13 protein-coding genes are annotated in these 23,633 nt (G+C 53.3%); 7 read left to right on the plus strand and 6 right to left on the minus strand.

From position 1 onward, the window contains the following. Positions 1 to 63 precede the first annotated feature (63 nt). Positions 64 to 3,579: a CHAT domain-containing tetratricopeptide repeat protein gene (locus AB1483_09120; protein ID MEW6412618.1), complete on the plus strand. Its 3,516-nt coding sequence runs from the start codon at positions 64 to 66 to the stop codon at positions 3,577 to 3,579. A gap of 160 nt (positions 3,580 to 3,739) precedes the next feature. Here AB1483_09120 and AB1483_09125 read toward each other — a convergent pair whose 3' ends face one another. Next, positions 3,740 to 5,038: a hypothetical protein gene (locus AB1483_09125; GenBank protein MEW6412619.1), complete on the minus strand. Its 1,299-nt coding sequence runs from the start codon at positions 5,036 to 5,038 to the stop codon at positions 3,740 to 3,742. 294 nt (positions 5,039 to 5,332) lie between these two features. On the opposite strand from AB1483_09125, the gene AB1483_09130 reads away from it, so the two are divergent. After that, positions 5,333 to 6,913 (plus strand): sigma 54-interacting transcriptional regulator, encoded by a 1,581-nt coding sequence (locus tag AB1483_09130; GenBank protein MEW6412620.1) that lies wholly within the window; start codon positions 5,333 to 5,335, stop codon positions 6,911 to 6,913. A 19-nt stretch (positions 6,914 to 6,932) separates the two neighbouring features. Here AB1483_09130 and AB1483_09135 read toward each other — a convergent pair whose 3' ends face one another. Further along, positions 6,933 to 9,539, minus strand: a complete 2,607-nt coding sequence (locus AB1483_09135) for a protein kinase (protein MEW6412621.1) — start codon at positions 9,537 to 9,539, stop codon at positions 6,933 to 6,935. A 268-nt stretch (positions 9,540 to 9,807) separates the two neighbouring features. Between AB1483_09135 and AB1483_09140 the strand changes: the two genes are divergently transcribed. Next, a complete protein-coding gene (locus AB1483_09140) occupies positions 9,808 to 11,640 on the plus strand; it encodes a C1 family peptidase (GenBank protein MEW6412622.1) in 1,833 nt (610 codons plus the stop codon). Between the two features lie 68 nt (positions 11,641 to 11,708). Here the strand turns inward: AB1483_09140 and AB1483_09145 are convergent, their stop codons facing one another. Together AB1483_09145 and AB1483_09150 are read right to left on the minus strand one after the other, a co-directional pair. Further along, positions 11,709 to 12,413 (minus strand): DUF4328 domain-containing protein, encoded by a 705-nt coding sequence (locus AB1483_09145; GenBank protein ID MEW6412623.1) that lies wholly within the window; start codon positions 12,411 to 12,413, stop codon positions 11,709 to 11,711. Between the two features lie 183 nt (positions 12,414 to 12,596). After that, complete coding sequence (locus tag AB1483_09150) at positions 12,597 to 14,153, minus strand: VWA domain-containing protein (GenBank protein ID MEW6412624.1); 1,557 nt, start codon at positions 14,151 to 14,153, stop codon at positions 12,597 to 12,599. Positions 14,154 to 14,898: 745 nt separating this feature from the next. On the opposite strand from AB1483_09150, the gene AB1483_09155 reads away from it, so the two are divergent. The 4 genes from AB1483_09155 (at position 14,899) to AB1483_09170 (ending at position 20,864) form a co-directional block, all read left to right on the plus strand. Next, on the plus strand, positions 14,899 to 16,056 hold the full coding sequence (locus tag AB1483_09155; protein MEW6412625.1) for a hypothetical protein: 1,158 nt from the start codon (positions 14,899 to 14,901) through the stop codon (positions 16,054 to 16,056). Between the two features lie 179 nt (positions 16,057 to 16,235). After that, the gene (locus tag AB1483_09160) at positions 16,236 to 16,673 is read left to right on the plus strand and encodes a hypothetical protein (GenBank protein ID MEW6412626.1); all 438 of its coding nucleotides are present in this window, start codon (positions 16,236 to 16,238) and stop codon (positions 16,671 to 16,673) included. Between the two features lie 454 nt (positions 16,674 to 17,127). Then, a complete protein-coding gene (locus tag AB1483_09165) occupies positions 17,128 to 18,861 on the plus strand; it encodes a M6 family metalloprotease domain-containing protein (GenBank protein MEW6412627.1) in 1,734 nt (577 codons plus the stop codon). Positions 18,862 to 19,139: 278 nt separating this feature from the next. Continuing rightward, complete coding sequence (locus AB1483_09170) at positions 19,140 to 20,864, plus strand: hypothetical protein (GenBank protein MEW6412628.1); 1,725 nt, start codon at positions 19,140 to 19,142, stop codon at positions 20,862 to 20,864. 23 nt (positions 20,865 to 20,887) lie between these two features. Here the strand turns inward: AB1483_09170 and AB1483_09175 are convergent, their stop codons facing one another. Then, positions 20,888 to 22,057: a hypothetical protein gene (locus tag AB1483_09175; protein ID MEW6412629.1), complete on the minus strand. Its 1,170-nt coding sequence runs from the start codon at positions 22,055 to 22,057 to the stop codon at positions 20,888 to 20,890. Between the two features lie 214 nt (positions 22,058 to 22,271). Further along, positions 22,272 to 23,438: a pilus assembly PilX N-terminal domain-containing protein gene (locus AB1483_09180; protein ID MEW6412630.1), complete on the minus strand. Its 1,167-nt coding sequence runs from the start codon at positions 23,436 to 23,438 to the stop codon at positions 22,272 to 22,274. Positions 23,439 to 23,633: the final 195 nt, after the last annotated feature.

A 23,633-nucleotide genomic window follows, 5' to 3' on the forward strand; every position in this document is an offset into this window, starting at 1 on the left:
TGCACAGTAGCGGCTATGACATGCGTCCGCCGTTTTAACGCCGCATATTAATGGGAGGCTCCGGTGAATATCAGGTTATACCTGTCAATGTTGTTCGTCTGTATTGTCGCGCCTGGCTCGAACGTTTCGTGCCAGACGTGGCAGCAGACGCTTTCACTCACAGATTCTCTTATTGCACAGGATGAATGGGATTCGGCAATGACGGTGTTCGAACGCACACTCGAATTTGAGGAAAGGCGGTTTGGACGTTCGGACAGAACGGTTGATGTCAAGTTTTACCGCGATGGCGTATCGTATCGTCTTTACTATCGCAGTTTCGCCGGGGCGGATAGCCTGTATTCCCGGTTGGCCGAGATATCGGCGACGCTCTATGGGGAAAGCAGCGTGCAGTCGGCACTGAATCTGCGTAAACTCGGGGCTGTAAAGGTGACACTGGGTCAGTACCGGGAAGCAGAGTCGGTGTTTCGCCGGGCCTTGTCCGCGTCTGAGGGAGCATTCGGAGAAGAATCTGGAGAGGTTGCCGAGATTCTTAATGATCTGGGTGACGTTACACTTACATTAGCCCGATACGACGAGGCCGATTCTATCGCGAGGCGGGCCGAGAGGATTGCCAGTCGGATTCTGGGGGATGAACATCCTGAGGTGGCGCGAAGTCTGCAGATAATGGGGGGTGTGATGCTCGGGCGCAGTTTGTATTCCCGAGCTGATTCAGTGTTCACAATGGCTCTGGCAATTCTGGAGGGCCGGTTGGGTTTTGAACATGCCGATGTGGCGGCGTGCCTTTGTCAACTGGGCGCGAGTCACCAACACACGAACGAATTCGTAAAGGCGGAATCCGAACTCAAGCGTTCCCTTGAAATGAGAGAGCGTATTTTCGGCAAGGAGCATGTCGAGGTAGCTGCGAGTCTAAAGGCATTGGGCATCTACTATCATCAGATATTCTGGCTCTGCTCAGAGTCAGAGAGTCTGTTTGTTCGCGCAATAGATATTCTGACCCGGACGTATGGATCGAGCCACCCGCTCGTGGCGATGACAGAGTTATCTTTGTCCTCGGCAACTATTGGATTGGGCAGATACGGTGAAGCCGAGATTATGGTCAGCCGAGCTCTGGGCACGCTTGAGAAGGCTTTCGGTGACATTCATCCAAAGGTGGCAACATCGCTGTCGGTGTTGGCACAGATCAAAAGACATGTCAATCAGCCAAGTGAGAGCATTCCTCTTCTCGATCGCGCGGCCGGCATCTTGAGGGCTCGAGACGACTCTACGAGCATGATGTATGCGGGAGTATTGCTTCTGGCCGGTCCCATGTACGTGGAATCAGGTCAGCGCGACCGAGCGGAATCTTCTATGGCGCAAGGTCTGATGGTAGCGGAACGGCTTGGTGATTCGACGTTCCTCGCTACGGCAGCCCTTCAAAACGCGAGATTCTTCGGGCGTGAATCCAAACCGCAGGCTAAGGGATTCTACGAGAAAGTATTGGCCATCCTTGAGAATCTTCATGGCGGAAGGCACGCGATGGCCGCATTCGCCCTCATCGGCCTGGCGCGAAATTTCTTTCTGGAAGGAGATATTGATCGGGCGAATCTGTATCTTTCGCGGGCGATGGAACTAACCCGCGATATGTTCGACGAAGCGGACATCAGTTACGCCTCAAATATGCTGCTGGCTGCGGAGCTATCGTTCAAACTTGGGCAACTGGAGCAGGCCGAATCCTTGTACCTGAAGGGCCTTCCTCTTTTGAAGAAGATTGTCGGGCCGTATCATATCAGTTATTCCGGGGGGGCGACAACACTCGCTCGGGTCTACGCCGCACATGGCAAATATGAAGAGAGTCTCGAGCGCTACAGAGAAGTTCTTGAGTTGGCACACCGCCAGATGAGGATCATTTTCGACGCAGCTTCGGAGCGTGAGCGGTTGGGGTATCTGTATTTCTACTCTCCTCACTACTACGATCTTCTGTCTCTGACGCTGAAACACCCGACTCAGGAGTCTCGAGAATTGTCGCTAATGATGATTCTCCGCGGAAAGGCCATTCTGGAAGAAGCCTCCATGGCCACCCAGCGCAGGGCGCTTTGCAGCGGAGATACATCTGTCGAACACATGCTTGATGAGTTAGTACGACTCCGCGGCAGAACGTCAAACATGGTTCTGTCGGGTCATTCCAACAAGGACACCCTGGCGTTTCTGTATGCTTCGCTGGATTCAGTCGAGACGGAACTGAGCCGGAGATGCTCGGAATTTCAGGATCAGTTGGCCCTCGAAGACTTTTCTCTGCAAGATGTCGCCAGGGCTCTTCCAGAAGGTGCTGTTTTGATTGAGTTTTTCACGCATTTTCTATACGACATCGATTCGGGAACATACCTGAGCAATGATGACGGCAACGTTGACGCGCATTTTCTCGCTTTCACCCTTGACCGTCAGGGTAACACCTCTGTCACCGATCTCGGGTCAGCATCTGAGATTCTAACACTGATAAAAGCCGCTCAGGGTATGATTTATGATGCTCAGGGAATGGTGTACTCCGGCAAAGCGGCTGTCGCGGAAACGAAACTCAACGAGATTACACGGCAGTTCAGAGAGATTGTGTTTGACCCGCTGATTCGCCACTTCGATGGCAAGACGGATTTGCTCGTTTCTATGGATGGGATTTTGAACCAGTTGCCGCTGGAGATATTGCCGATGCCGGATAGCTCTTATCTGGTGGAGAATTATCGGATAACTTATCTTTCGACCGGTCGGGATATTCTACGGCATGTGCAACCCAAAGAGACACTGCAGGATGTCGTGATCATGGCTGATCCCGATTTCAATCACGGTGGCGATGCCTTTGCCAACGGTTTCTCCCTTCCGGCGTCCGAAGGCGGACTGCCGGCATCGCTGGCCCAGATACTACGCGGGACTGGCGGATGCCTTGAGGGCCCCATGGGGCGTTTGGGTTACAGTTTGAACGAGGGTAAGAGTGTTGCCGCTTCTTTTCGCAAGTTGTCGACAAGGCCGGTAACGGAGTTCTACGGTTCCAGCGCCAGTGAGGGAAATTTGAAACGGATGGGTTTCTCTCCGAGCGTGCTGCACCTTGCCACGCACGGGTATTTCTGTCCGAACTCCGGAAGTCTTTCGGAAGAATACGAAAACCCGATGCTTCGTGCCGGGCTGCTTCTGGCCGGCTACAACAGCACCTTCGAAGAAAACCTTAATGGTGATGAAATGACCGGCGAGGAAGACGGTGTCCTGACGGCCTACGAGGTATCTGCTCTCGATTTGAGCGGTACGGAATTGGTAACTCTGTCAGCGTGCGAGAGCGGCCGGTCCGAAGGGCATTCTAACGAAGGGTTCTATGGTCTTCGACGGGCCTTTCAGCATGCCGGAGCGCAAAGTGTGATAATGAGTCTCTGGAAAGTGCCGGATCGAGAGACGAAGATTCTAATGGAGGGTTTTTACGAACGCTGGCTCTCCGGAGCAAGCAAGCAAGAGGCGCTTCGTCAGTCGCAGTTGTCCCTCCTTCGCAAGTGTCGAAAGGAGATAGGCTGTGGTCATCCACTGTTGTGGGGCGGGTTTATTCTGACCGGAAATCCGAACTGATGTTTGGAATGCTGTGGGGTTTCCCCGGTCAATTTCTCATTCAGGATCAAAAAGTTCCTCAGAGCAAGAATTCCCATGGTAATGAAGAAGGCGGGCCCCCCCAAACCCGCCCTGAGACGCCCGCTCTCTGTTTTGAGCGGCAGCATCATTCAGTTTTTTCTCAGCGCTTGACAGCTTCGGTGACGGATGTCGCGGCATCCGGATCACCGGTAACATCCTGGAACTCTTCTTCACCCGGACACTTCACCATCACCTGGAAACCCTCGGCCCCGGCCGAACTGACCCGAAGGCGCTTGTAGAACGAACCGGCGTTAGGATCCGAAGCAGGCACAATCTTCTGCGACAACAACGCCCATGCGGCCGCGACATCGTCATTCATATTGGCATCGTGGTGTTCCTTTACGATAGCCGTGAGTGTTTCACCAACAGGCTGACCGGTCGAAATATCGATTGGAGTGATACCCAACTCGCCTTCGGCGCGGAAAGTCATGATGTACTGTCCGTCCTCACGCAGCTCGGTGGTCTGGGTCAGATTGACCGGACCCTGAACATAGACATAGTCATACGGGCTCGAAGCACAGAACGGCTTGGGTATGTACTGACCGAATTCGATCACCAGGCTCTGCGTACGAACCTCGGCCACACGTGGGACGCTGCGAGCCAGATTAAATATGGGAATGATGCCGTCGGTAGGCATGGGAACATCCTCGGTGACATCTTCTATCGGGCCGCCGATATAGTATCTCAAGTCTACCGGGAGTTCATTGTAGAGGATGGCCGGGATTGTTTTGAACGGTTCCTGGTTGATGTACTGGGAGGTACCCATCGGCACGGATTCATCGAGCAGCCCACTGCGGAGCATGTCGACCGTTACCAGATCTTCAGCTGCGTTCCAGTTCAAGACCTGATGGTCTGATGTTCCGGGAATCAGCATTTCGAAATGGGCGTTGCCAACGGTCCAGTCGCCGATTTTGAAGAGTCTGAGGTGGAAACGGATTGGTCCGTATTCGCCGCAGGCCAACTGCACCACACCGGGGGTCCAACCACCCGGTTCGCCATAGCCGGGCTGAACATCGCCGATAGCATCTTCCCACCGAGCATTGAACGGTGGAACGTTGCCGTAGCCGAAGGCGGTGCGGTCACCATCGAGTGAAAGCAGAGCGGCCCGGATATCGCGCGGGTCGGCGTTGCCGAAGAAAATCAGGTTGACCGGGTCCTGAGGGTTGCCGGAAAAATCCGCACCTGTAAAAGGCCAGAAGGTCAGAGTCTGACCGAGAAACTCGACCGAGACAATCCCGGATGGAGCCGGATAGGCCGCGGTCGGCCACAGGCTGGAGCTTACGTCCACGATATCGCTCCCGATATCGGCGGTGTTACCGGGATCGACGAGCTTATCACAGCTTACCGCGACAATGACAATAAGGGCCGCGAGTATGACCAGTGTTGCTTTCGTTTGCATAACATTCTCCTTTTTACATTTGTGATTTGGTTTGTCATTTGTGTCCATTTGCTCGGTGGCGCGGAACACATGACTTTTGCCCGGAGTAAGAGCATGCACCTTGCCGGAGCCGATTCCCCTTTTAGTGTTAGGCGTAAGCGATGGCCGTTCAATAGCTTATAACTGCGTCCCCGGTTGCGGTCGGAAGCCGGTCATGATTACCGACTAACCATCAGCGCGACTGATTATCCATTGACGCAGCTTCGAGTCTGAGGTATTTTAGATTGAAAACACCACATTCAACAGGTTCTGGTTATGTCCGACGAAATTGATATCATCAAGATGCGGGCAGCCTTCGACGAAGTCACAGCCATAAATCGTCTTATCGAACGTCTCAGCCGAATCAACGAGATTAATCACATCATGTCGTTGATTATTGGCGAGTTGATACATCTTACCAGAGCTGACGAGGGTGTTATCAATCTGGTCTCTCCCCTCGCCGAAACGGATTTGGAGACAGTGGTGAGAAAGCGTCAGGATGATGCCGAGCCGGTTCCTTTCAAGGTGAGTGGCCAGATTTCCGGATGGGTGCTTAAGGAGGCCCGGACACTCAAGGTGGATGATCTGGATTCGGATCGGAGGTTTTCGGGGCTTTCTTCGGACGGTGGCAAATATAAGTCACTGCTTTGTTGTCCGATGATGGCGCGGGGCGAGATAGTCGGTCTCACAACGTTGGTAAGGAGCGCCGACAGTGGAGCCTTTACGGATGATCAAGCCCGTGTGGCGGGGATTATAGCCTCTCAGTCCGCACAGGTGTTGAGCAACGCGCTTTTGCTCAGGGAACTGGCGCGCAAAAATGAGCTTCTGCAATTATCGCAGAAGAAGCTCCAGGAAGAGAACCTGATGTTAAAGCACGAGGTGGGAACGGCTTTTGCGTTTGAGAGCATTATCGGTAAGTCCGAGCGGATGAAAAAAGCGCTGGCGCTGGCATCGAAAGCAAGCGGCAGCGAGGCTCCGGTGCTGATTCTGGGCGACACCGGAACCGGTAAGGAATTGATCGCCCGAGCGATACATTATAACAGTATTCGTAAAGACAAGTCGCTCGTAATCAAAAATTGCGGCGTTAAAACCGAATCGCTTTTGGAGTCGGAATTGTTCGGCCACACCCGGGGCGCTTTTACCGGCGCGGATCGCAGTAAACCGGGGTTGTTTCGCGAGGCCGACGGCGGGACGATCTTTCTGGATGAGATTGGAGATGCTCCCCTATCAACGCAGGCGGCTATCCTGAGGGTGCTCGAGAATGGTGAGATCCGACCGGTGGGAGCCTCGAAAACCGAATATGTTGATGTCCGAATTATCTCAGCCACCAACCAGGATCTGGCCAGTCTCATAAAAGACGGGCGATTCAGGCAGGATTTGTACTACCGGCTGAATACTTTTACTATCGAGGTTCCTCCGCTCTCGCAACGCCGCGACGATATCCCCCTGCTGATAAATCATTTTCTGAAAAAACTTCGCATCAAACTCGGCTGTGAGAATCTGGGCATAACGCCCGAAGCTCTCGATTTTCTCAGCGGATGTCCGTGGCCGGGCAATGTAAGGCAGCTTGAAAACGAGATTGAGCGGGCGGCAGTCGTGTGTGACACTGACGGTGTAATCGATGTAGCCGACCTCTCCCCCGAGTTGATTCGCAGCAGGGGTGACAATCCCGATGTTAAAGGATACACCGGAAATCTTCGCGACATAACTGAGAAGATCGAGCGGGATATTATTGAATCGACGTTGACCGAAAACCGAGGGAACATACTGAAAAGTTCACGGCTGCTCGGTCTCACTCGCAAGGGGCTTAAGGATAAGATGGCGCGCTACGGGATCACCGTCGACAACACCGAGTGACCTATATCAAACCACCCAATCAGGCGGCTTCCGCAAGTAATTTCTGAAAATCAGGACGGTGACGCAGCGGCTCCCACAGGGGGTCGAGCCGAAGGTATGGCGCTGAGACAAAGCCCGGTATGGAGAGCAGGAAATGCAATTGCTCCACAGCGGCATCAAATTGCTCAAATATCACCAGGACTTCGGCAAGGTTCAACACCAGGAAGGGAGCATCGAAAGCCTCTTTTGATGTAGGCAACAGTTCGATGGCCTTCTGTGAGTGCCGCATGGCGGCATCTTTGTCCCCCAGGTATGCCAAGGCGAGCCCGAGTGAACTTTCAAAACCGGCATCCAGCGGTTGAGTGGTCAGTCTTTGCTCGTAAACCGCTCGGGCCGAATCGGCATAGATTCGCATGAGGTTTTGTTGGCCGAGCAGGCGATACAGTTGCGCTTGCTGGAGATGGAAAGCGGCTGTGTCTGAGCCGCTATGAATTTCGCTCAGGATTTTTCGCGGATCTTTCTCGACAATTCGAGCCAACCACCAGTAGAACTTAGAGCGTGACAGGTCGGCGCGTCCCTCCGACTGCTGGAGAATCGCCCGTGCCCTGGCAGTGTCGCCGTCTTTGAAAACGTGGAGCCAGGCCCGGTATATGTAAGGCAGGGGCCAATCGGGGGCCAGCGCTACGGTACGCCGGAGATATTGTTCGGCCTGGTCGTATTGCCTGAGCATACCATAGGTGAGGCCAACATCGAACGCCTTCAGATGCGAACGCGGGTCGAGTTCCAGCGCCCTGGCGAAATTCTCGACTGATGCGGACATGTTTCCCTGCCTTCGCTGCACGGCGGCTATGGCGTTGAGAAGCTCCGCGTTGTTCGGCTGGCTGGCCAGAGCCAGATCAAACTCTCTGAGCGCGCTCTGATAATCTCGCCCACAGTGATAGTAGCAATAACCGAGGGCGAGGTGGCCTTCCACAAGATCCGGCTGGAGCTCAAGAGCTTTGTTCGCCGCCTGGAGCGCCAGCTGTCTGCGAGTGTCATTATGATCGAAATATTCCCAGTACATCGATGCATGCCCGCGCGCAAGCATGGCGTAAGCTTCGGCGAAATTGGAGTCCCTTTCGATCGCCTGCTGATACAGGTCGGTAGCTATTTCGATGTCGCGGCGGTCCCAGCTCCGGTTGAAGTAGTCGTTACCCCGAAGGTACAGGTCGTATGCTTCGAGATCTCGCGTGGGAATCCGGGTGAGTCGCTGCTGCTGAGTAACCGGCACTGCGATTTTAAGAGCGCGGGTAACATTGTTGGCGATGTCGGACTGAAGGTCGAAAATCTTTTCCAGCACTCGAACGTAAGAATCGGCCCAGACACTCGAGCCATCGGATACTCTGACCAGTTCGGCATTGATGCGCACGTGGCTTACGGTGGCGCCTTTTTCCCACAGAATAGTACCGGTGAGAAGGTAGGTGGCTCCGAGTTCAGCCCCGATTGCCTGCGGATTCTTTTTGCTCTCCCGGTAAAGCATCGAACTGGCGCGGGAGATGACACTCAGATTGCCGGATCTGGCGAGATGGGTGGTGATAGCATCGGTAATACCATCGGCGAAATATTCATCTTCAGCCGGACCGAGGTTGATAAACGGCATCACCGCCAGAGTTTCCCTTTCCGGTGTGGTGATTCCAAGCGGGTCAAATCGGAGTTGAATGATTGCGGCGACGGCGATTAAAATCAGGATGATAGAGCCATACCACGCCACTGTTGGCCGTCGTCGCGAGACTCCATGAGATGATGATGCCTGGTCCCCCTGTACCTCCCTGAGTCTTGCGAGGACTTCTGAAACCTCACGGGGTCGTTTTTTCGGGTCTTTCTCAAGCAGGGCAGCAACGAGCTTCTCTACCTCGGGTAAAATATCGGGGCATAGATTCCGAACGGGCACAGGATCTTCATTGGCAATTGAATAGATGATGGACGCCTCATAGTCGCCGGTGAAGGGCAGCTCGCCGGTCAGCATCTGATACCAGGTGACTCCGAGTGAGAACAGGTCGGATGAGACTGATGGCGCTTCGCCGCGCACCTGCTCCGGAGACATGTAAGCGAGTGTCCCCGAAGTCAATTCCGTGTCGGAGGCACCGGAGAGGTGCGGGGTGTGAGCCAGTCCGAAATCGACAAGTTTGGCGCGACCGTTTTCATCGAGAAGAATATTTGCCGGTTTGATATCACGGTGCACGATTCCGTGGCGGTGAGCTTCGGATAAGCCATCGCAGATATCGGCAACTATGACTGTTGCCGTTTTTAGAGGCAAAGCCCCGTCGGCCAGCATCGACCGGAGGCTACCTCCTCCGATATATTCCATTGCGATGAAAGGGCGGCCGTTATACTCGGACACCTCGAAGATGGTGACGATATTGAAGTGTTTGAGGGCAGCGGCAGCCCGTGCCTCGCGTACGAATCTGTCGCGCGCCGACTGGTCGGCGGCAAGACTCGTCTTCATGAATTTCAGGGCTACCTGACGCTCGAGACCAGCGTCTTGAGCCAGGTAGACCTCACCCATCGCGCCGCTGCCGATTTTGCTGAGAATTTTGTAGTGGTTGATCCGTGTACCGGCGGCGATGGTTGATTCCGACTCGAAAGAACTGTCCGGGCTCACCATCATACCTCCCACTCACGAGAGTTCGGATGTTATACCTGTAATGTATGGTTGTTATGCTTTCTGTCAAGGGGGTTTGTATATCAGTAGTCCAGGCGGTTGTACGCGGAGAAGGGCCAGTAATTCGACGAACCCACCCGGTGATCCGACTTGACGGTTTGGGCAAAAAGACTATATTAAGATTAATATCATAAACAGCAGCCCATTATCGAGGGTACACGCCGCCGGCCAATTGGACGGCTCGTCAACTGGCATGAATCAAAAGGATAATCAAATGAACAGAGGAATAATTTCGTTTCTGGCGATGATAATGTTTGGATTACCGTCCTTCTCTTTGTCGCAGACGACGACTCAACAAATCGATTCTCTGCGAAAAGTCGGCGAGCGGGAAGGATGGACTTTCACGGTGGGCATGACCGATGCCTCCCGATATTCGCTGGAACAGTTGTGCGGCATGAAGAAGCCGGATCAGTTGCCGACCGGCACGAGCGTGATGCCAGCTCTGACCTCGAGCGCGATGAATTTCCCTTCTTATTTCGACTGGCGGGAACTTGGCGGCGTTACTCCTATCAGGAACCAGGGAAGTTGCGGGAGTTGCTGGGCATTCGCTACTGTAGGCGCGCTTGAATGCAATCTGAAAATTCGTGATGGTATCACGGTTGATCTTTCCGAGCAATGGCTGGTGAGCTGCAACAATTCGGGCTTCGGTTGTGATGGCGGCTGGTGGGCGCACGACTATCATCTGCCGCTATCTCACCCCGAGGTAAGATTTGATGACTGTGGCGACAACGCTCCGGTTTTTGAAGCGGATTTCCCGTACACCGCATCCGATGATCCGTGCGACTGCCCTTATCCCCACCAGTACGATCTATGTATCAACGACTGGGGCTATATCTCAGAAGAGTTGATAGTCGCGCCGGTCGATGATATAAAGCGCGCCATAATGATGTACGGGCCGGTCAGTGTGAGTGTGTATGTGAACGCGGCGTTTCAAAACTACACCGGGGGAGTCTTTAACGCCTGCTCCGACGAAGAAATCAATCACGCCATCGTGCTGGTTGGCTGGGATGACACTCTGGGGGCAAACGGTTGCTGGATTCTTCGAAACTCATGGGGGACCAACTGGGGTGAGAACGGTTACATGTATATTGAATACGGCTGTTCCCGTGTCGGTTACGGCGCTTGTTATGTCGACTGTGGTCTGCCAAGCTCGATGGATTTCTGGGGCGACAGTCTCTATGGCTACGTACCACACACTGTCAATTTCGAAGCTTATTATCCCGACCCGGTGGATACGTGGTCATGGAGTTTCGGCGACGGCGGAACCGACAACGTTGAGTCGCCCGGACACACTTACAACGAGAGAGGCTCTTTTGATGTAACCCTGGAAGTTGTCTCCGGAGGAGAATTACATTCCGTGACAAAAGAGATGTATATCGTAGCCATAGCCGATACGCTGAAAACCACAAGTGAAGCGGGCCTACCCGGCGAGCAGGTGGTGCTCACGCTTTCCACGTTCAATTCAGCGCCGACCGAGTACTTCAAAATACCGGTCGAGTTTGCCAATGATTTCAATTTGAGATATGATTCATTTTCGACTGTCGGATGCCGGACAGATTATTTCGAAAGACAGGATTATCTTCACTACGATATTTGGTTTGGAAGGCGGTTCACGCTCAGGCTGATTTCCTCTCAAACAGAGACATCACCTGACTTACCCGTCGGCGAGGGTCCCATCGTGAAGCTGTTTTTCACCATTCCGGTCACGGCTATTGAGGGCAACACGGCGGCGATCCTCATTGACGGTTATGACGCTTATCTGCCTCAGTATTCAGGCGATTGGGCTACTTACACCGTCCCTGCCATCTCCGGGAGCATAATAGTTAGCGACTACTGTTGTTCTCTGAGAGGCGATATCGATCACAGCGGCAGCCTTGACGGTCTTGACATAACGTACTTTGTCAATTGGATGTGGAAGTCCAGTCCGGAGCTTCCATGCGAGGATGAAGCCGAAGTCAATGGCGACGGCGCGGTTGATCCATTGGATCTGACATACCTCGTGGACTACTTCTGGAAGAGCGGACCCGCGCCTGTTTCTTGTGAGTAAGTGATGAATGCGGGTGGCTGACAAGGACACCTGCCACCCGCAAATCCCACGCATCCCAAAAGCTACTTTCAGGGGCTCAGTGTTACCGGCCTTACTTTCGACATTTGCATTTCGCAAATCTTCGTTATCAAGAGCAGGGCGACAATATAGGCAGGGATTTCAATGATGTCTCCGGCAAAAATCCACGCGGAGGACTCATACAGGTCTTCAAGGGCCTCGGCTCGCATCGACTTTCGGAACGCCAGTTGCCCAACAAAACCGGAGATAAGCCACAATGCCCACCAGAGCTGCACGAAACGAACAGATTTCTTCTCGCTGATATTGACCGATGGGTTTTCGCTGACGCGATAGATTTCCTCCATGACATACATCGGCTTGATAATGTTGGCTATGGGTACGAAATACCAGCCCACCGCCCATCCCGGCGTGTATTTCATACCTCTCCCCCCAAGCGCGTGGGCGTTATAGTTGGCCCGGTAGGTCCAGATCGAAAATACGACGGCCGTTGCGATAAAGAGAACAATCTGGAGAAGCCCGATAAGCCCTTGCCTGAGGTCATTGATCTCTGCCGCTTCATCAGATATCTCGTATCCGTTTATTGCGTCGTCCAGAAGCTGTAGTTCCAGCCATCCGGACCAAATACCGATTACGAGCAACAGGATGCCTGCGTAGAGCATAGCCTTAAGTGTCCATGTCAGGCTGGTCGGGTCTTTGAAGGCGGCAGTCGGCCCCGCCGGTTGGTTTATTGAGGCGCTGTTGGCTATCTCGGGCATAATTCCCTCCGCGTGTTTAAATGGATGCTAGCCAAATAGAATAGCCCGTTGCAGGGGCCGTCAACAATAATAGTCTGTCGGCAGATGAAGACATCTATCGCCCACTGATAATGACAGAGGACAAGGTAGAAACGGCGGGATTGTGTAAATCCCGCCGTGTGGTTCAGGGCACATATTACGTGGTTAATAGATGCCCAATTCTTTCAGGGTAGCCGGGCCGGCGATACCATCGGCTTTGAGCTTCGACGCCGACTGGAATTTCTTGACGGCATCGGAAACATCGCTCGTGAAGTTGCCGTCAACCGGGCCACTGTAGAAGCCGCGATCGGCCAGCGCCTGCTGAAGCTGTTTGACTTCAAAGCCGCTATCGCCCATCTGCTGGACATACTGGGTACGTCCGCCCTGCTGCGATTCGGCCAGACGCGATTTCTGCTTCTTGAGGTAGCCGGACTTGAATTCGTTGTCGACTTCCGCCATCGCCATCTGGTCAGCCTCCATCTCCAGCGCCTCGAGCTTCTTGTCGATCATGGGGGCGGCAAGGACGGTGTTTTTCTGGACCAACTCGTCTTTGAGGACAGCAATATTCTTTTTGGCTTCCTCCACCTTGCCAGCCTCGTACAGACGGATCTGCTTTTCGTGGAAGTTGTCAGCCTCGACCAGGGTAGCCTCGACCGTGATATCGCTCTTCTGCGAGTTACGGACCTTGTCGATATCGGGCGTAACCTCGACATCAATCACTTTCGAGAATGTGCGGGGAGCTTTCTCGGCAACATCGGTGTACTCCAGCTCCAGCGTGCCGATGTTAGCTCTTCCCCTGTCGTGCGGGTCGAGATCGATGCGCAACACGAGCGACATTTTCTCGCCACCATAGACACTGCCGAGGTCAACGACAACATCGGAATCTCGGCGATCGTTGAGATAGCCGAACACCTCGACATTGCGCACACCGCGGGAAGGCCTGAAAATAGCGCGGACATCGGAGGCCACCGTGGCGAAAATGGTACCCATCTCCTGCGCGAAGATATCGCGCATCTGGTTGGGATGTTCGACGAAGTAGTAGTTGCCGCCGCCGTGCTGGGCGATCATCTGCATGAGGTCTTCGTTGTAATCCAGGCCGAGTCCAATTGTAGAGATGGTGATGCCTTTGCGCCGGGCATCGCGAACCATGCGCATAATCCGGTTGTGGTCAGTCACGCCTCTGTTGGCGAGACCATCGGACAGAAGCAGCACGCGGTCGATGCCGCCATCGGACATGCTGTAGAAGACCTCGTTCACACCCTCCATCATGCCGCCGGTGAGATTGGTCGCCCCCCGCGGATACAGATCGGCGATCCGTTGTTTAATCTGGCGGGTAGAGCGGACCGGCTGGGACGGCCAGAGGACATTGATGCGGTCATCATATTCGACTACGGCGAGTTTGTCGGCCGGGTTGAGCTGGTCGACAACGAACATGGCGGATTTCTTGGCGTAATCCATCTTGCCGTGATCAGCCATAGAGCCGGAACGGTCGATCACCATCGCCAGGCTCAGGTCGGGGCGATCATCGCGGCGGATTATTTCAATAGTCGGGACATCGAACTGAACCACAACATAGACCGTCCCGGTGTGGTCGGCGAGGATTGCCGGGCAGTCGATTTCTACCGACGGTTTGAGCGTCACAGCCTTGGCCGAGATGGCCCCGGTGGCGAGCAGCAGGCTGGCCGCCAACGCTAACAGTTTGATGTTCTGGAGCTTACGCATTCTGGATACCTCTTTCTTTCCGGCGTTAATTCATGTGTTCTATGAGAGTTACAGACGGTCCGGAGAAATCTTCCCGGAAAAATCAATCCCGGAGGGGTTCAAAATTTTGAACCCCTACAAAGTGAGTGTCAGGCCCAACCGACTTTGAGTCTGCCACCCGGACGCGGTCAGGTTAACAGCAGAGTCGCGAGGTGGCAGGAGTCTAAGAAGGCTCCTGCCCTACGCTTACTTTGTCCCCGGGTAATCCGGAATTGGGTTTGTTTCGTTATTTTTAAGTGGGACCCGAAACGCGTTTTTTCCTCCTAACCTGTTTTCCGGGATGTGATTATCCCCTCTAAGTAAAGCCATTTGGATGCACAAATTATCAGCTCCTCCGGCGCAAGGCACGGTGGTGCGATGGCGGGGTCGAAGACGGACCCGCCCTACGCTGGTAACATTTTGGTTCATACTTTCGGTGTGGCAGATGTATTTACCGTCAAGGTTGTAGTGAAATTGTGGAAAGTTGCTATTCGACCGCACGGACATCTTGGTGTTGACAATCAGCTTTCTATCTTCGTCATTTAATTGAAGATGCCAGCGCGGAGGGATTGCCTTGGACAGTTACCAATCATGACGAGAGGATCCCAACGCAAGCATTGGGTTACCGGATTCAACTATGTGGAGCGCGTCTGTGAATTATATCCGTAAAGACGCTCCTTGTGAGCGTTCCGGTAAAAACATATAAATTAGAGGCGTTGAATTTGCTATGGGAATCGCAAAGTCTTTCAAAGGTTTTCCAACGTTCAAATTTGAGTTCGCTGCTTGCTTTACCATCCTTGTATTTCTGGCTTCGGCCAACGTCACAGGACAGTCGATTTACTTCATTCAAGGGCAGCCGGGCTGGGACCAGCCGAACCTGAGACCGTACCCAACTAGTATTCTGGAGCTCGACGAACCTTCGCGTCAGCTAACGGAAGTCTGGGGGCTTGGCGAGAATGTTAAGGCGTGGGATATCGATGTATATTCAAGTGCGGGACTAGCTGTAATCTCTGAGGGTGACTGGTCTCCTATCAGCTTGCACGTGATTCCAGTGGACAGTATCGATAAGACAATTCAATATGATCTGAGCGGCTACGGCAAAGTAAGTAGGTATCGATATTTGGAGGGTGGCAACGGACATGGTTGGTTCGACCTACAATGCAAGAAAGGGGATGGAGGGTTCCCACCACAATACGAGCACCAACAAATACAGGTTGGTGACGAAACATTGCGAAACGAAATCGAGCTAAGGTTGGCAGGTCCCAGGGGGCCATATGGCGGTGGCACCAGAAGCGATGTCATTAGTGTTAGAATGAAGCAGGATGGAGCTCTGGAGGCAGTTGGAATCGGTTTCGATTTTGACGGTTCTTCTGTGCCACATGATCTAGTGCGGATGAAAGACTCTTTCGGGTGGAGCCTTGTAGCAAATGAACCATATTACAGAGCACTGATGTCTGTTCCAGAACGACATGGACTGACCGAGCGGGAAGTCCTCATTTTCAATAGGAACGCCGACTCCTGGAGTTCAGTGATGATACCGGGCTCCGAGACAACTCTGAGGCCCGTAAACGACTGGCTGATAGGCGTAGTAGCCAACACTGATCCCGAAACCGACTATGAAATACGCAAAGGTTTTCCCTCAATTCTGGGAGAGGATGTTGTGATGGTGCACCCAACGTCGTTACAACAGTTGACGGTTCACCTCGGGCCCAAAAGTGAGGTTTTGTGGGTGCAGGAGGACAGCGTTTGGTACCGAGTGGGTAGCGATCTGTACACAGCGCGCGTCACTAACAATGACTTTGTTGATCGCACTTTGCTGATCAACGACCCCAGGGTACAGTACATCCACTGGGCCTTTCGGGGCAGAATGTCGTACGAAGATTGAGGGACTCTGATTGTGGCATGAATACGTCGCCACTGGTACTGCGTAGTCTACAGTGAAACAGGATGGAGCGGACACACACATGTTAGGTGAACGCGCCGGGGTCGGTATTTGCGGCAGAGGATTTACCCCAAAATCTGTCGGGATTGACTTCGGGGGCGGGCAGACTATATTGTATTCATATGGTCAACCTCAGCAAGCCCCTCATTGTGTGCCTGCTGGCGGCACTTTGCGTGGGCATGACTCACGCTGCCGAAATAGACTGGCAGGTGGTTTCATCGGGAGCAATATCTTCGCAATCAGCCAGCTATAGTATCAATGCCACTATCGGGCAGCCATTTATAGGAAGGGTTGAATCATCGGGCTTTGATATCACAGCCGGGTTCTGGCAGATTCTTCCGACCACCTGTTGCCTCATGCGCGGGGATATCGATGACAACGGTTGGGTCGATATTGCCGATATAGTCTATATGGTGGACTATTTTTGGAACGGAGCAATCGAGCCGGGCTGTAGTTTCGAGGTCGATGTTGACGGCAGCGGGATCGTTGATCCTCTGGATTTGACCTATCTGGTTAATGCTTACTGGAAAGATGGGCCATCGCCGGCGGCTTGTCCTTAGGCCTTGGATTATGTGTCAGGTCACAATTTCCGCAAGCGGAAATCAAGACCTGACACAACGGTGAGATTCTGTCAGGTGGGGACGCTCCATCGGCGGGCAGGCACCTGACAGCGCGGAAGTCTCCCCTTTACGTTGTCGAAACCTCCGCCTGACGACGGAATCTGACGATCAGGGGTTTCGACCTACTTTTGCTTCCCTACTCTTGCCGTCAGGTGGGGACACCCGACAGCACGGCCCAACCTGACAGGACAGGAAGCACGGGAAACAAGGGGCAAACCACCTGCAAGAGAGATTGACAAAGAGGATTTATTTACTATATTTATAGCTGTCTACAAGTTACGACAGTAAGCATTTATCTGGGGCTATTTGTTCGACTATTATTCGTAACCACCTCACTTGTTACGACATACGACGGTATGAGAAGAAACTTTACTCACAATACATCGGAGACAGTATGAGATTTTCCGCGCTTGTAATCGGGGCCATGTGCCTTCTGTTCACGGCTAACCTGTTTGCGGCCGAGGTCAATATTGACCGGGTCATTATCCGCGACATGCCACAGGAGAAGATTTTAGAGAGGTTCGGTAAGCTCCCCGGCGAACTGTTAACCACTGAAGAACTAGTGGCGCTGGCGCCGGAGTCTTTCGACGGGGACACCCTGAAAATGCTGGCGATTCTGATTGAGTGGACAGATCGACTGCACACCTACAGCCGCGAGACTATGGACAGCCTGCTGTTCTCGCACGACTGCTGGTCGACCGGTTCGGTGGCTGATTATGTCGATGAGGTATCGTATGGTCAGGTGGCTCTGACCGGTTATGTGACGGACTGGTATAATGCCGGCAAGTATAAACCGACCTGGGGGTCAGATGACTTCATCAACATCCTCACCGTACTCGACCCGGTGATTGATTTCACGCAGTTCGACGGGAATAACGACGGCGAGGTTGACGCGATCTGTTTTGTCCGTTCGGGTAATGGACAGGAGGATTCGGGCGACCCGGATGATATCTGGTCGTATGCCGTGTCGTGGGTCACCGGATGGGGACCATATGACGGGATGCTGGTTACCCACTGGAATACATCGCCGGAAACCAGGCCTTTGCGGGACCCTGACTTCCCGCTTGAGTTTTCAGGCGTGGACACTCTCAACCGGATCAAGGTCTTTGCCCACGAGCTTTCGCACAATATGGGCATGCCGGATTTGTATGATTACGATGATAAGCTGGACACCTCGACCTACTCCACCCCCAACGACTACAACGACCACCCCCTCGTGGATTGGTGTCTGATGGGATATGGCGGTTACGGGCTACTTTCGATGGGTCTGGAAATTCCGACTCATCAGTGCGGCTGGAACAAGATGCAGGCGGGATGGATCGAACCGGTGGTGCTCGATGGTGAGTACGAAGACTTGGTGATTTACAATATAGAAACGACCAATTACAACTCGCTTTACAAGATTCCGATTGACGACGCCGAGGGTGAGTATTTCCTCCTGGAGTACCGCAATCCGCAATCGACGGCCAAGTTTGACAAGTTTGATTCCGACTTCAGCGCCTATCTGTGGCCGGATTTGACATATGGCTGTGATTCGATTGACCGGGGGCTTCTGATCACGCACTGCCATGATTCGCTGGTGCCGTTATCGGAGTGGTATCGCTGGAACAACGGTACGCCGGCTTATCCGCACTATTCGGTGGCTGTCGAGGATGCAGGGTATGATCCGGCTCGCGATTACACCTACAACCCCGAGGGACACACGACTGACAGCGCCCAGTGGTGGTATCCATTCGAGACCCGTCGCGGAGCCTTGTTCTCCGATGATGTTGCGGGTCAGTCCGAGTTCGGGCCGAACACGGTGCCGAGCAGTGACGGTTATGGCGGACCGAGTAACATATATGTTCGGGTTGACTCCATTGTCGCCGATCGTATGTATCTGTATGTGAACACCGACTACAGCGGCAGCGGCGGATGTTGTGTACTTCGCGGCGACTTCAACAACGATGGTTTTGTTGATCCGCTCGATCTCACCGGCTTCGTGGAATATATGTGGAAGTTGGGTCCGGCGCCATCGTGCCTTGACCAGATTGATATCAACAATGACGGTTTTGAAGATCCGCTCGATCTGACTTATCTGGTCAACTACATCTGGAAGGGTGGTCCGGCGCCTGTTGCCTGCCCCTGAGCCGGGCTAAATATAAAATGATAGAGGCCGTCTTCGGTTAAAGACGGCTTCTTCTTTGTTGCGGGGTAATCTCATTGTAATTGAGTCGGTTGCCGATAATGGACTAAAAAGGCGTTGACAGAAAGGGCGCGGCAGGGTATCTTTATAATAACTTCGAATCAGTACAAGCAGAATGTTCATCCACCCGGCTCCAAGTGAGGGTACCGGTGTATCAACACGTACATCGGGGGGCTTGATTTCGAGTTAGATATCGCCGCCTTTGGTCAAACGAGGATTTAATGAGATTGCCGCAGTACATTCTCCTGATCATTTTGCTCGGTTCTATGGTGGTTTTGGCCCAACCGAATAACCCGGAGCCGGACTACGCGCTTTATTTCGATATGCCCGAGGAGAAGATGATGGCGAGATGGGGCCGGCTCGCGGGCACGAAGCTGACGGCGGAAGATCTCGAATTGATGGCCGAGTATCAGTTTTTGGGTGACACGTTGAAGCTGTTGGTTATTCCGGTGGAATGGATCGACCGTCTTTCGACCTGGCCGAGAGAGACGCTCGACAGCATGATATTTTCGCGCGATGTTTACCCGAATGGGTCGCTGGCTGACTATATCTATGAAGTATCTTACGGGAAAGTTGTGCTGGACGGGGACGTGATAGACTGGTACAACGCCGGGTATTATGACGTCAAATTTGCCTTTGCGGAGCTGCTCGAAGAGGTGGACCCGTTTGTTGATTTCTCCCAGTACGATGGTGACGGCAACCGGAAGGTTGACGCGATTTGTTTCCTTCGCTCGGGCAATGGCGAGGAAGATTCCCAGGACCCAAACGACATCTGGTCATATGCCACGGTCAGCGAATGGGGGTTCGGAAGCTTCGATAACGTAAAGGTAGACCATTTTCATACTTGTCCCGAAACGAGACCGCTGCGTGACCCACTCGACCCGAGGCAGTTTTCGGGAGAGGATACCTTGAACGGGATTCGAGTTTTTGCCCATGAGTTGGCCCACAACCTGGGCCTGCCGGATCTTTATGATTATGATGACAAGTTGAAGGAATGGACCTACTATACGCCGAATGACTACAACGACCACCCATTGGTGGACTGGTGTCTTATGGGTTATTACGGCTATGGATATCTCTCGCTCGGGTCACGGATTCCATCGCACCCGTGCGGCTGGTCGAAGATGCAGCTCGGCTATATCGAGCCGATAAGCATCGAAGGTGAAATAAGCGATCTGGTCATATACGATATCGAGACGCATGACGACAGTTCTCTGTACAAGCTGACCATTGATGATTTCGCGCGAGAGTATTTCTTGCTTGAGTATCGCAATCCTCAATCAACGGGAAGATTCGACAAATTCGACTCCGATTTCAGTGTCTATTTCTGGCCTGACCTGGCGTACGGGGCGGATTCTCTCGACCGGGGTTTGTTGATAACTCATATTTTCGACTCGTTGACATCGTCGTCGAACTGGTACACCCTCAACAGCTGTACCCCGCGTTACGAGCATTACACGGTGATGGTTGAGGACGCCGGATACAATCCTGGCTGCAACGTATATTGTAATCCCGAAGGACATGAAACCGACAGCGCCCAGTGGTGGTTTCCTTTCGAGACGCGGAAGGGGGCGTTGTTTTCCGATGATGTCGATGGGCAGAGCGAGTTCGGTCCGCAGACTTACCCCAGCAGTGATGGGTACAACGGTTATTCCGGTATTTATGTCCGGGTGGATTCGATTGTCGGTGATCGCATGTATTTGTACGTGAATACACTGATACCGCTTGTTCATTGCTGCGAAGTTCGCGGCGATATAAATCATGACGGTTTGATGGATCCATTGGACGTGACCTTCTTCGTCAACTTCCTGTGGAAATACGGGGAGGCGCCGCCATGCGAAGAGGAGGCCGACGCCAATGGTGATACGGCGATGGATCCTCTGGATTTGATTTACCTCGTTGACTTTTTCTGGAAAGGCGGCCCGGCGCCTGTTGTCTGCCCGTAAACTCTACGCCATAGCGGTCCTTCCTACAATTCTTTCCACGCAACCATCAACATCCGTCCCGTAGTGCCGTATGCTTTTTTCGCCAGGGCGCGGTCATAGTGAAAACACGAATGGTTTCGCATGTTGACACTTCCGGCGACGACCGAGCCATAGATATCAGTATTGTTGTCGATGACTACCTCGGTGCTCGGGCCATAAAACGCGGCCCGCAGTTCCGTGGATTGTCCGAGTATCAGCGAATTCCCCTGCGAGAAGATGGTCAGATTGGCCGGAGACCCGGAGGCGTTCACGGTGCTACTCTGGCCGACCTCGAGGTTGCCTGTCAGGAAAATGGTAACATCTTCGCCTGGGGCGATTTCTATTTGGGAGGAGTTGCCCATTCTTATATCGGAAAAGAGATAGACACCGCCGGACAGTTCCAGGGTAGCGTTTTGAGAGAGTTCCAGTTCGCCGGTCCCGTTGCGGTATGTGTACCCGTTACCGCGAAAGCCGTACGGGGCGGAGTTGTTGGCTTCGGCCCACTGGTAGTCGGAGGTTGAGACAATATCGAGTTCGTTGCGGGGGACGCCGGTGGCGGTGTCTCCGGTGACCTCGGCAATATTCTCCATCGTTATGCCGTCATCAACAGCGGATGAGGCTCCCCCGTTTACGAGAGCGGTGTTGGTCAGGCTGAGTGGTCCGTTTGATCCGATATCGGCATCGGCGTTGCGCAGAGTGCCGGCGTAGGAGCCGGAGTCCGAGCGGTAGGAATCGGTGCAGGTATTATTATCCATAGTCAGGCTGTCCTCAGCGAACATGGCGTACCTGAAGGGATAGCGGTATTCAGGGACCACGGTTGCTTCGAGATTGGCCGAAGCCTGCTGAATTGCTCCGGTGGCTCTGAGCATAACCGTATCGGCCAAGTCGGGCGAGACGGTGCTATCCACGACCGCCACGGAATAGACTCCCTGTTCGAAAGTCACGTTAACGAACCCGGTATTCCAGCCGGGGTTATTGTTCAGTTCGACAAAAGCTCTCTGCAGGCCGGCTTCGGCTGTGTAGAACGCCTGGTCGTGGTGCAGAGCGTTAAACGACAGTTCAATGTCGGTTTGGGCGGTATCGACTGCCATTATTGCCGCCAGGGTGAGCATGAGCATCACCGCCATGGCAATGAGCAGGGCGCTACCGCGCTCGTCGGCGTCTTTTTCTTTCAAGATAGAACTCCTTGAACAACAATTATCGTTGACACATGCCTGGTGTTGATAAATGTTGTCAAAACCCCCTTTGACAAATAGCATCTCAGCGCATGTTACCTTCCTGGCCGTCCGTCAGGCTCCCGGCTGTTTCCGGCGGCCATATATAACTACCCTGACACCCCCTTGCGCCTCAATAAGAAATATATCGACAGACCCGGAGGACTGCTTAACGTTAGAATTCTCTCCAGGCCACCATTTTCATTTCGCCTGTTTTCTTCCCCCTGACTTCAGAGAGGGCCTTATCATAGTGCACACAGGCGATATTGGTCATATCTACGGTATTGGCTACAATCGATCCAAAGACCTCGCAGCTGTTTTCCAGGACCAGTTCGGCATCGGGGCCATAGAACGCCGCGCTTATCTCGGTGTCCTGACCCTGAGTGTAAATTCCACCGGTGGAGAAGATCAGCAAGCTCGGGGGCGGCTGAGTCGGGTTGACCTGTGCCGCCTCCTCGAGAGTGAGGCTTCCCGTCATATAGATGATAACATCGGCTCCGGGGGCGATTTCCAGAACCGCGCTGTTTTCAAGCGTGATGTCTGTAAAATAGTACACACCGCTTTGCAGCGTGACAACTTCGGTCGCGCCGACGGTCAGAGATGTATCCGCCATATTATAGGTATAATCGCCGGACATACCTGTTGAAGCAGCGCTGACACTGGCGGCCCAGTCCATATCTTCCTGGGTGATTGGATCGAGATGAAATTCGGGAACATCGTCAGTTGTTGTTCCCCAGACATCGGCGTTAATTCCGACAAAGATGCCACTATCTACCGAAGTGGAAACATCTCCGCCGACACTGGCGATTTCGTCAAGGGTGATGGTGCCATTGGAGGCGATGTCGCCATCGGTTGAGTCAACGGTGGCGTCGTAGTCGCCCAGTTCCGAGTCCCATGAGTCGGTGCAGGTGTTGTTTCCGAGATTGATGTTCTGTTCGCTGTAGACGGCCCACTGGAACGGATATTCATAGGTAGGAACGACAACTGCCTCAAGGTTGGCGAAGCCTTCATCCTTTTTCGCGGTCGCTCTGATCTTGACTGTGTCCACCAGATCGACATCGGTGAAACTATCGACAATAGCCACCCAGTACAGGCCGTTTTCGAAGGAGACGTTGGCGTAGCCGGTGTTCCAGTCGTTGTCATCGTTTAACTGCACGAAAGCCCTTCGGAGCCCGGCTTCAGCCACATAGAAAGCCTGGTCCGACTGGAGCTGGTTAAAGGACAATTCAATATCTGTTTGAGCGGTATTCACCGCCATAATGGCTGCCATTGTCAGCATGACGAGCAAACAAAGGGTGATTAACAGCGCGCCGCCTTGTTCGTTTAATCTGAGGTTCCCCAAAGTACTTCACTCCACTAAATACAACGTTTACCGCTGTAACACGCATGATGCTGTTGGACCAGCCAACCCCCTTGATGCTCAGGATTCAGCGCATGTTACTGTCTTTGTTATCCTGCCGGTCTTCTTTCGAAGGTTTCGGCGTGGTGACTCCAAGCGACAACCCCGTCACCACCAGCGTTCTTGTCAAAAATATCC

It is taken from the genome of Candidatus Zixiibacteriota bacterium (assembly GCA_040756055.1).
In the GTDB taxonomy this organism is placed as follows: domain Bacteria; phylum Zixibacteria; class MSB-5A5; order GN15; family FEB-12.

What these genes read in the sequence shown, in the direction of transcription:
- AB1483_09125 (MEW6412619.1), bottom strand. Translation starts at nt 5,038, where the DNA reads ATGCAAACGAAAGCAACACTGGTCATACTCGCGGCCCTTATTGTCATT.
- AB1483_09130 (MEW6412620.1), top strand. Translation starts at nt 5,333, where the DNA reads ATGTCCGACGAAATTGATATCATCAAGATGCGGGCAGCCTTCGACGAA.
- AB1483_09135 (MEW6412621.1), bottom strand. Translation starts at nt 9,539, where the DNA reads ATGATGGTGAGCCCGGACAGTTCTTTCGAGTCGGAATCAACCATCGCC.
- AB1483_09140 (MEW6412622.1), top strand. Translation starts at nt 9,808, where the DNA reads ATGAACAGAGGAATAATTTCGTTTCTGGCGATGATAATGTTTGGATTA.
- AB1483_09145 (MEW6412623.1), bottom strand. Translation starts at nt 12,413, where the DNA reads ATGCCCGAGATAGCCAACAGCGCCTCAATAAACCAACCGGCGGGGCCG.
- AB1483_09150 (MEW6412624.1), bottom strand. Translation starts at nt 14,153, where the DNA reads ATGCGTAAGCTCCAGAACATCAAACTGTTAGCGTTGGCGGCCAGCCTG.
- AB1483_09155 (MEW6412625.1), top strand. Translation starts at nt 14,899, where the DNA reads ATGGGAATCGCAAAGTCTTTCAAAGGTTTTCCAACGTTCAAATTTGAG.
- AB1483_09160 (MEW6412626.1), top strand. Translation starts at nt 16,236, where the DNA reads ATGGTCAACCTCAGCAAGCCCCTCATTGTGTGCCTGCTGGCGGCACTT.
- AB1483_09165 (MEW6412627.1), top strand. Translation starts at nt 17,128, where the DNA reads ATGAGATTTTCCGCGCTTGTAATCGGGGCCATGTGCCTTCTGTTCACG.
- AB1483_09170 (MEW6412628.1), top strand. Translation starts at nt 19,140, where the DNA reads ATGAGATTGCCGCAGTACATTCTCCTGATCATTTTGCTCGGTTCTATG.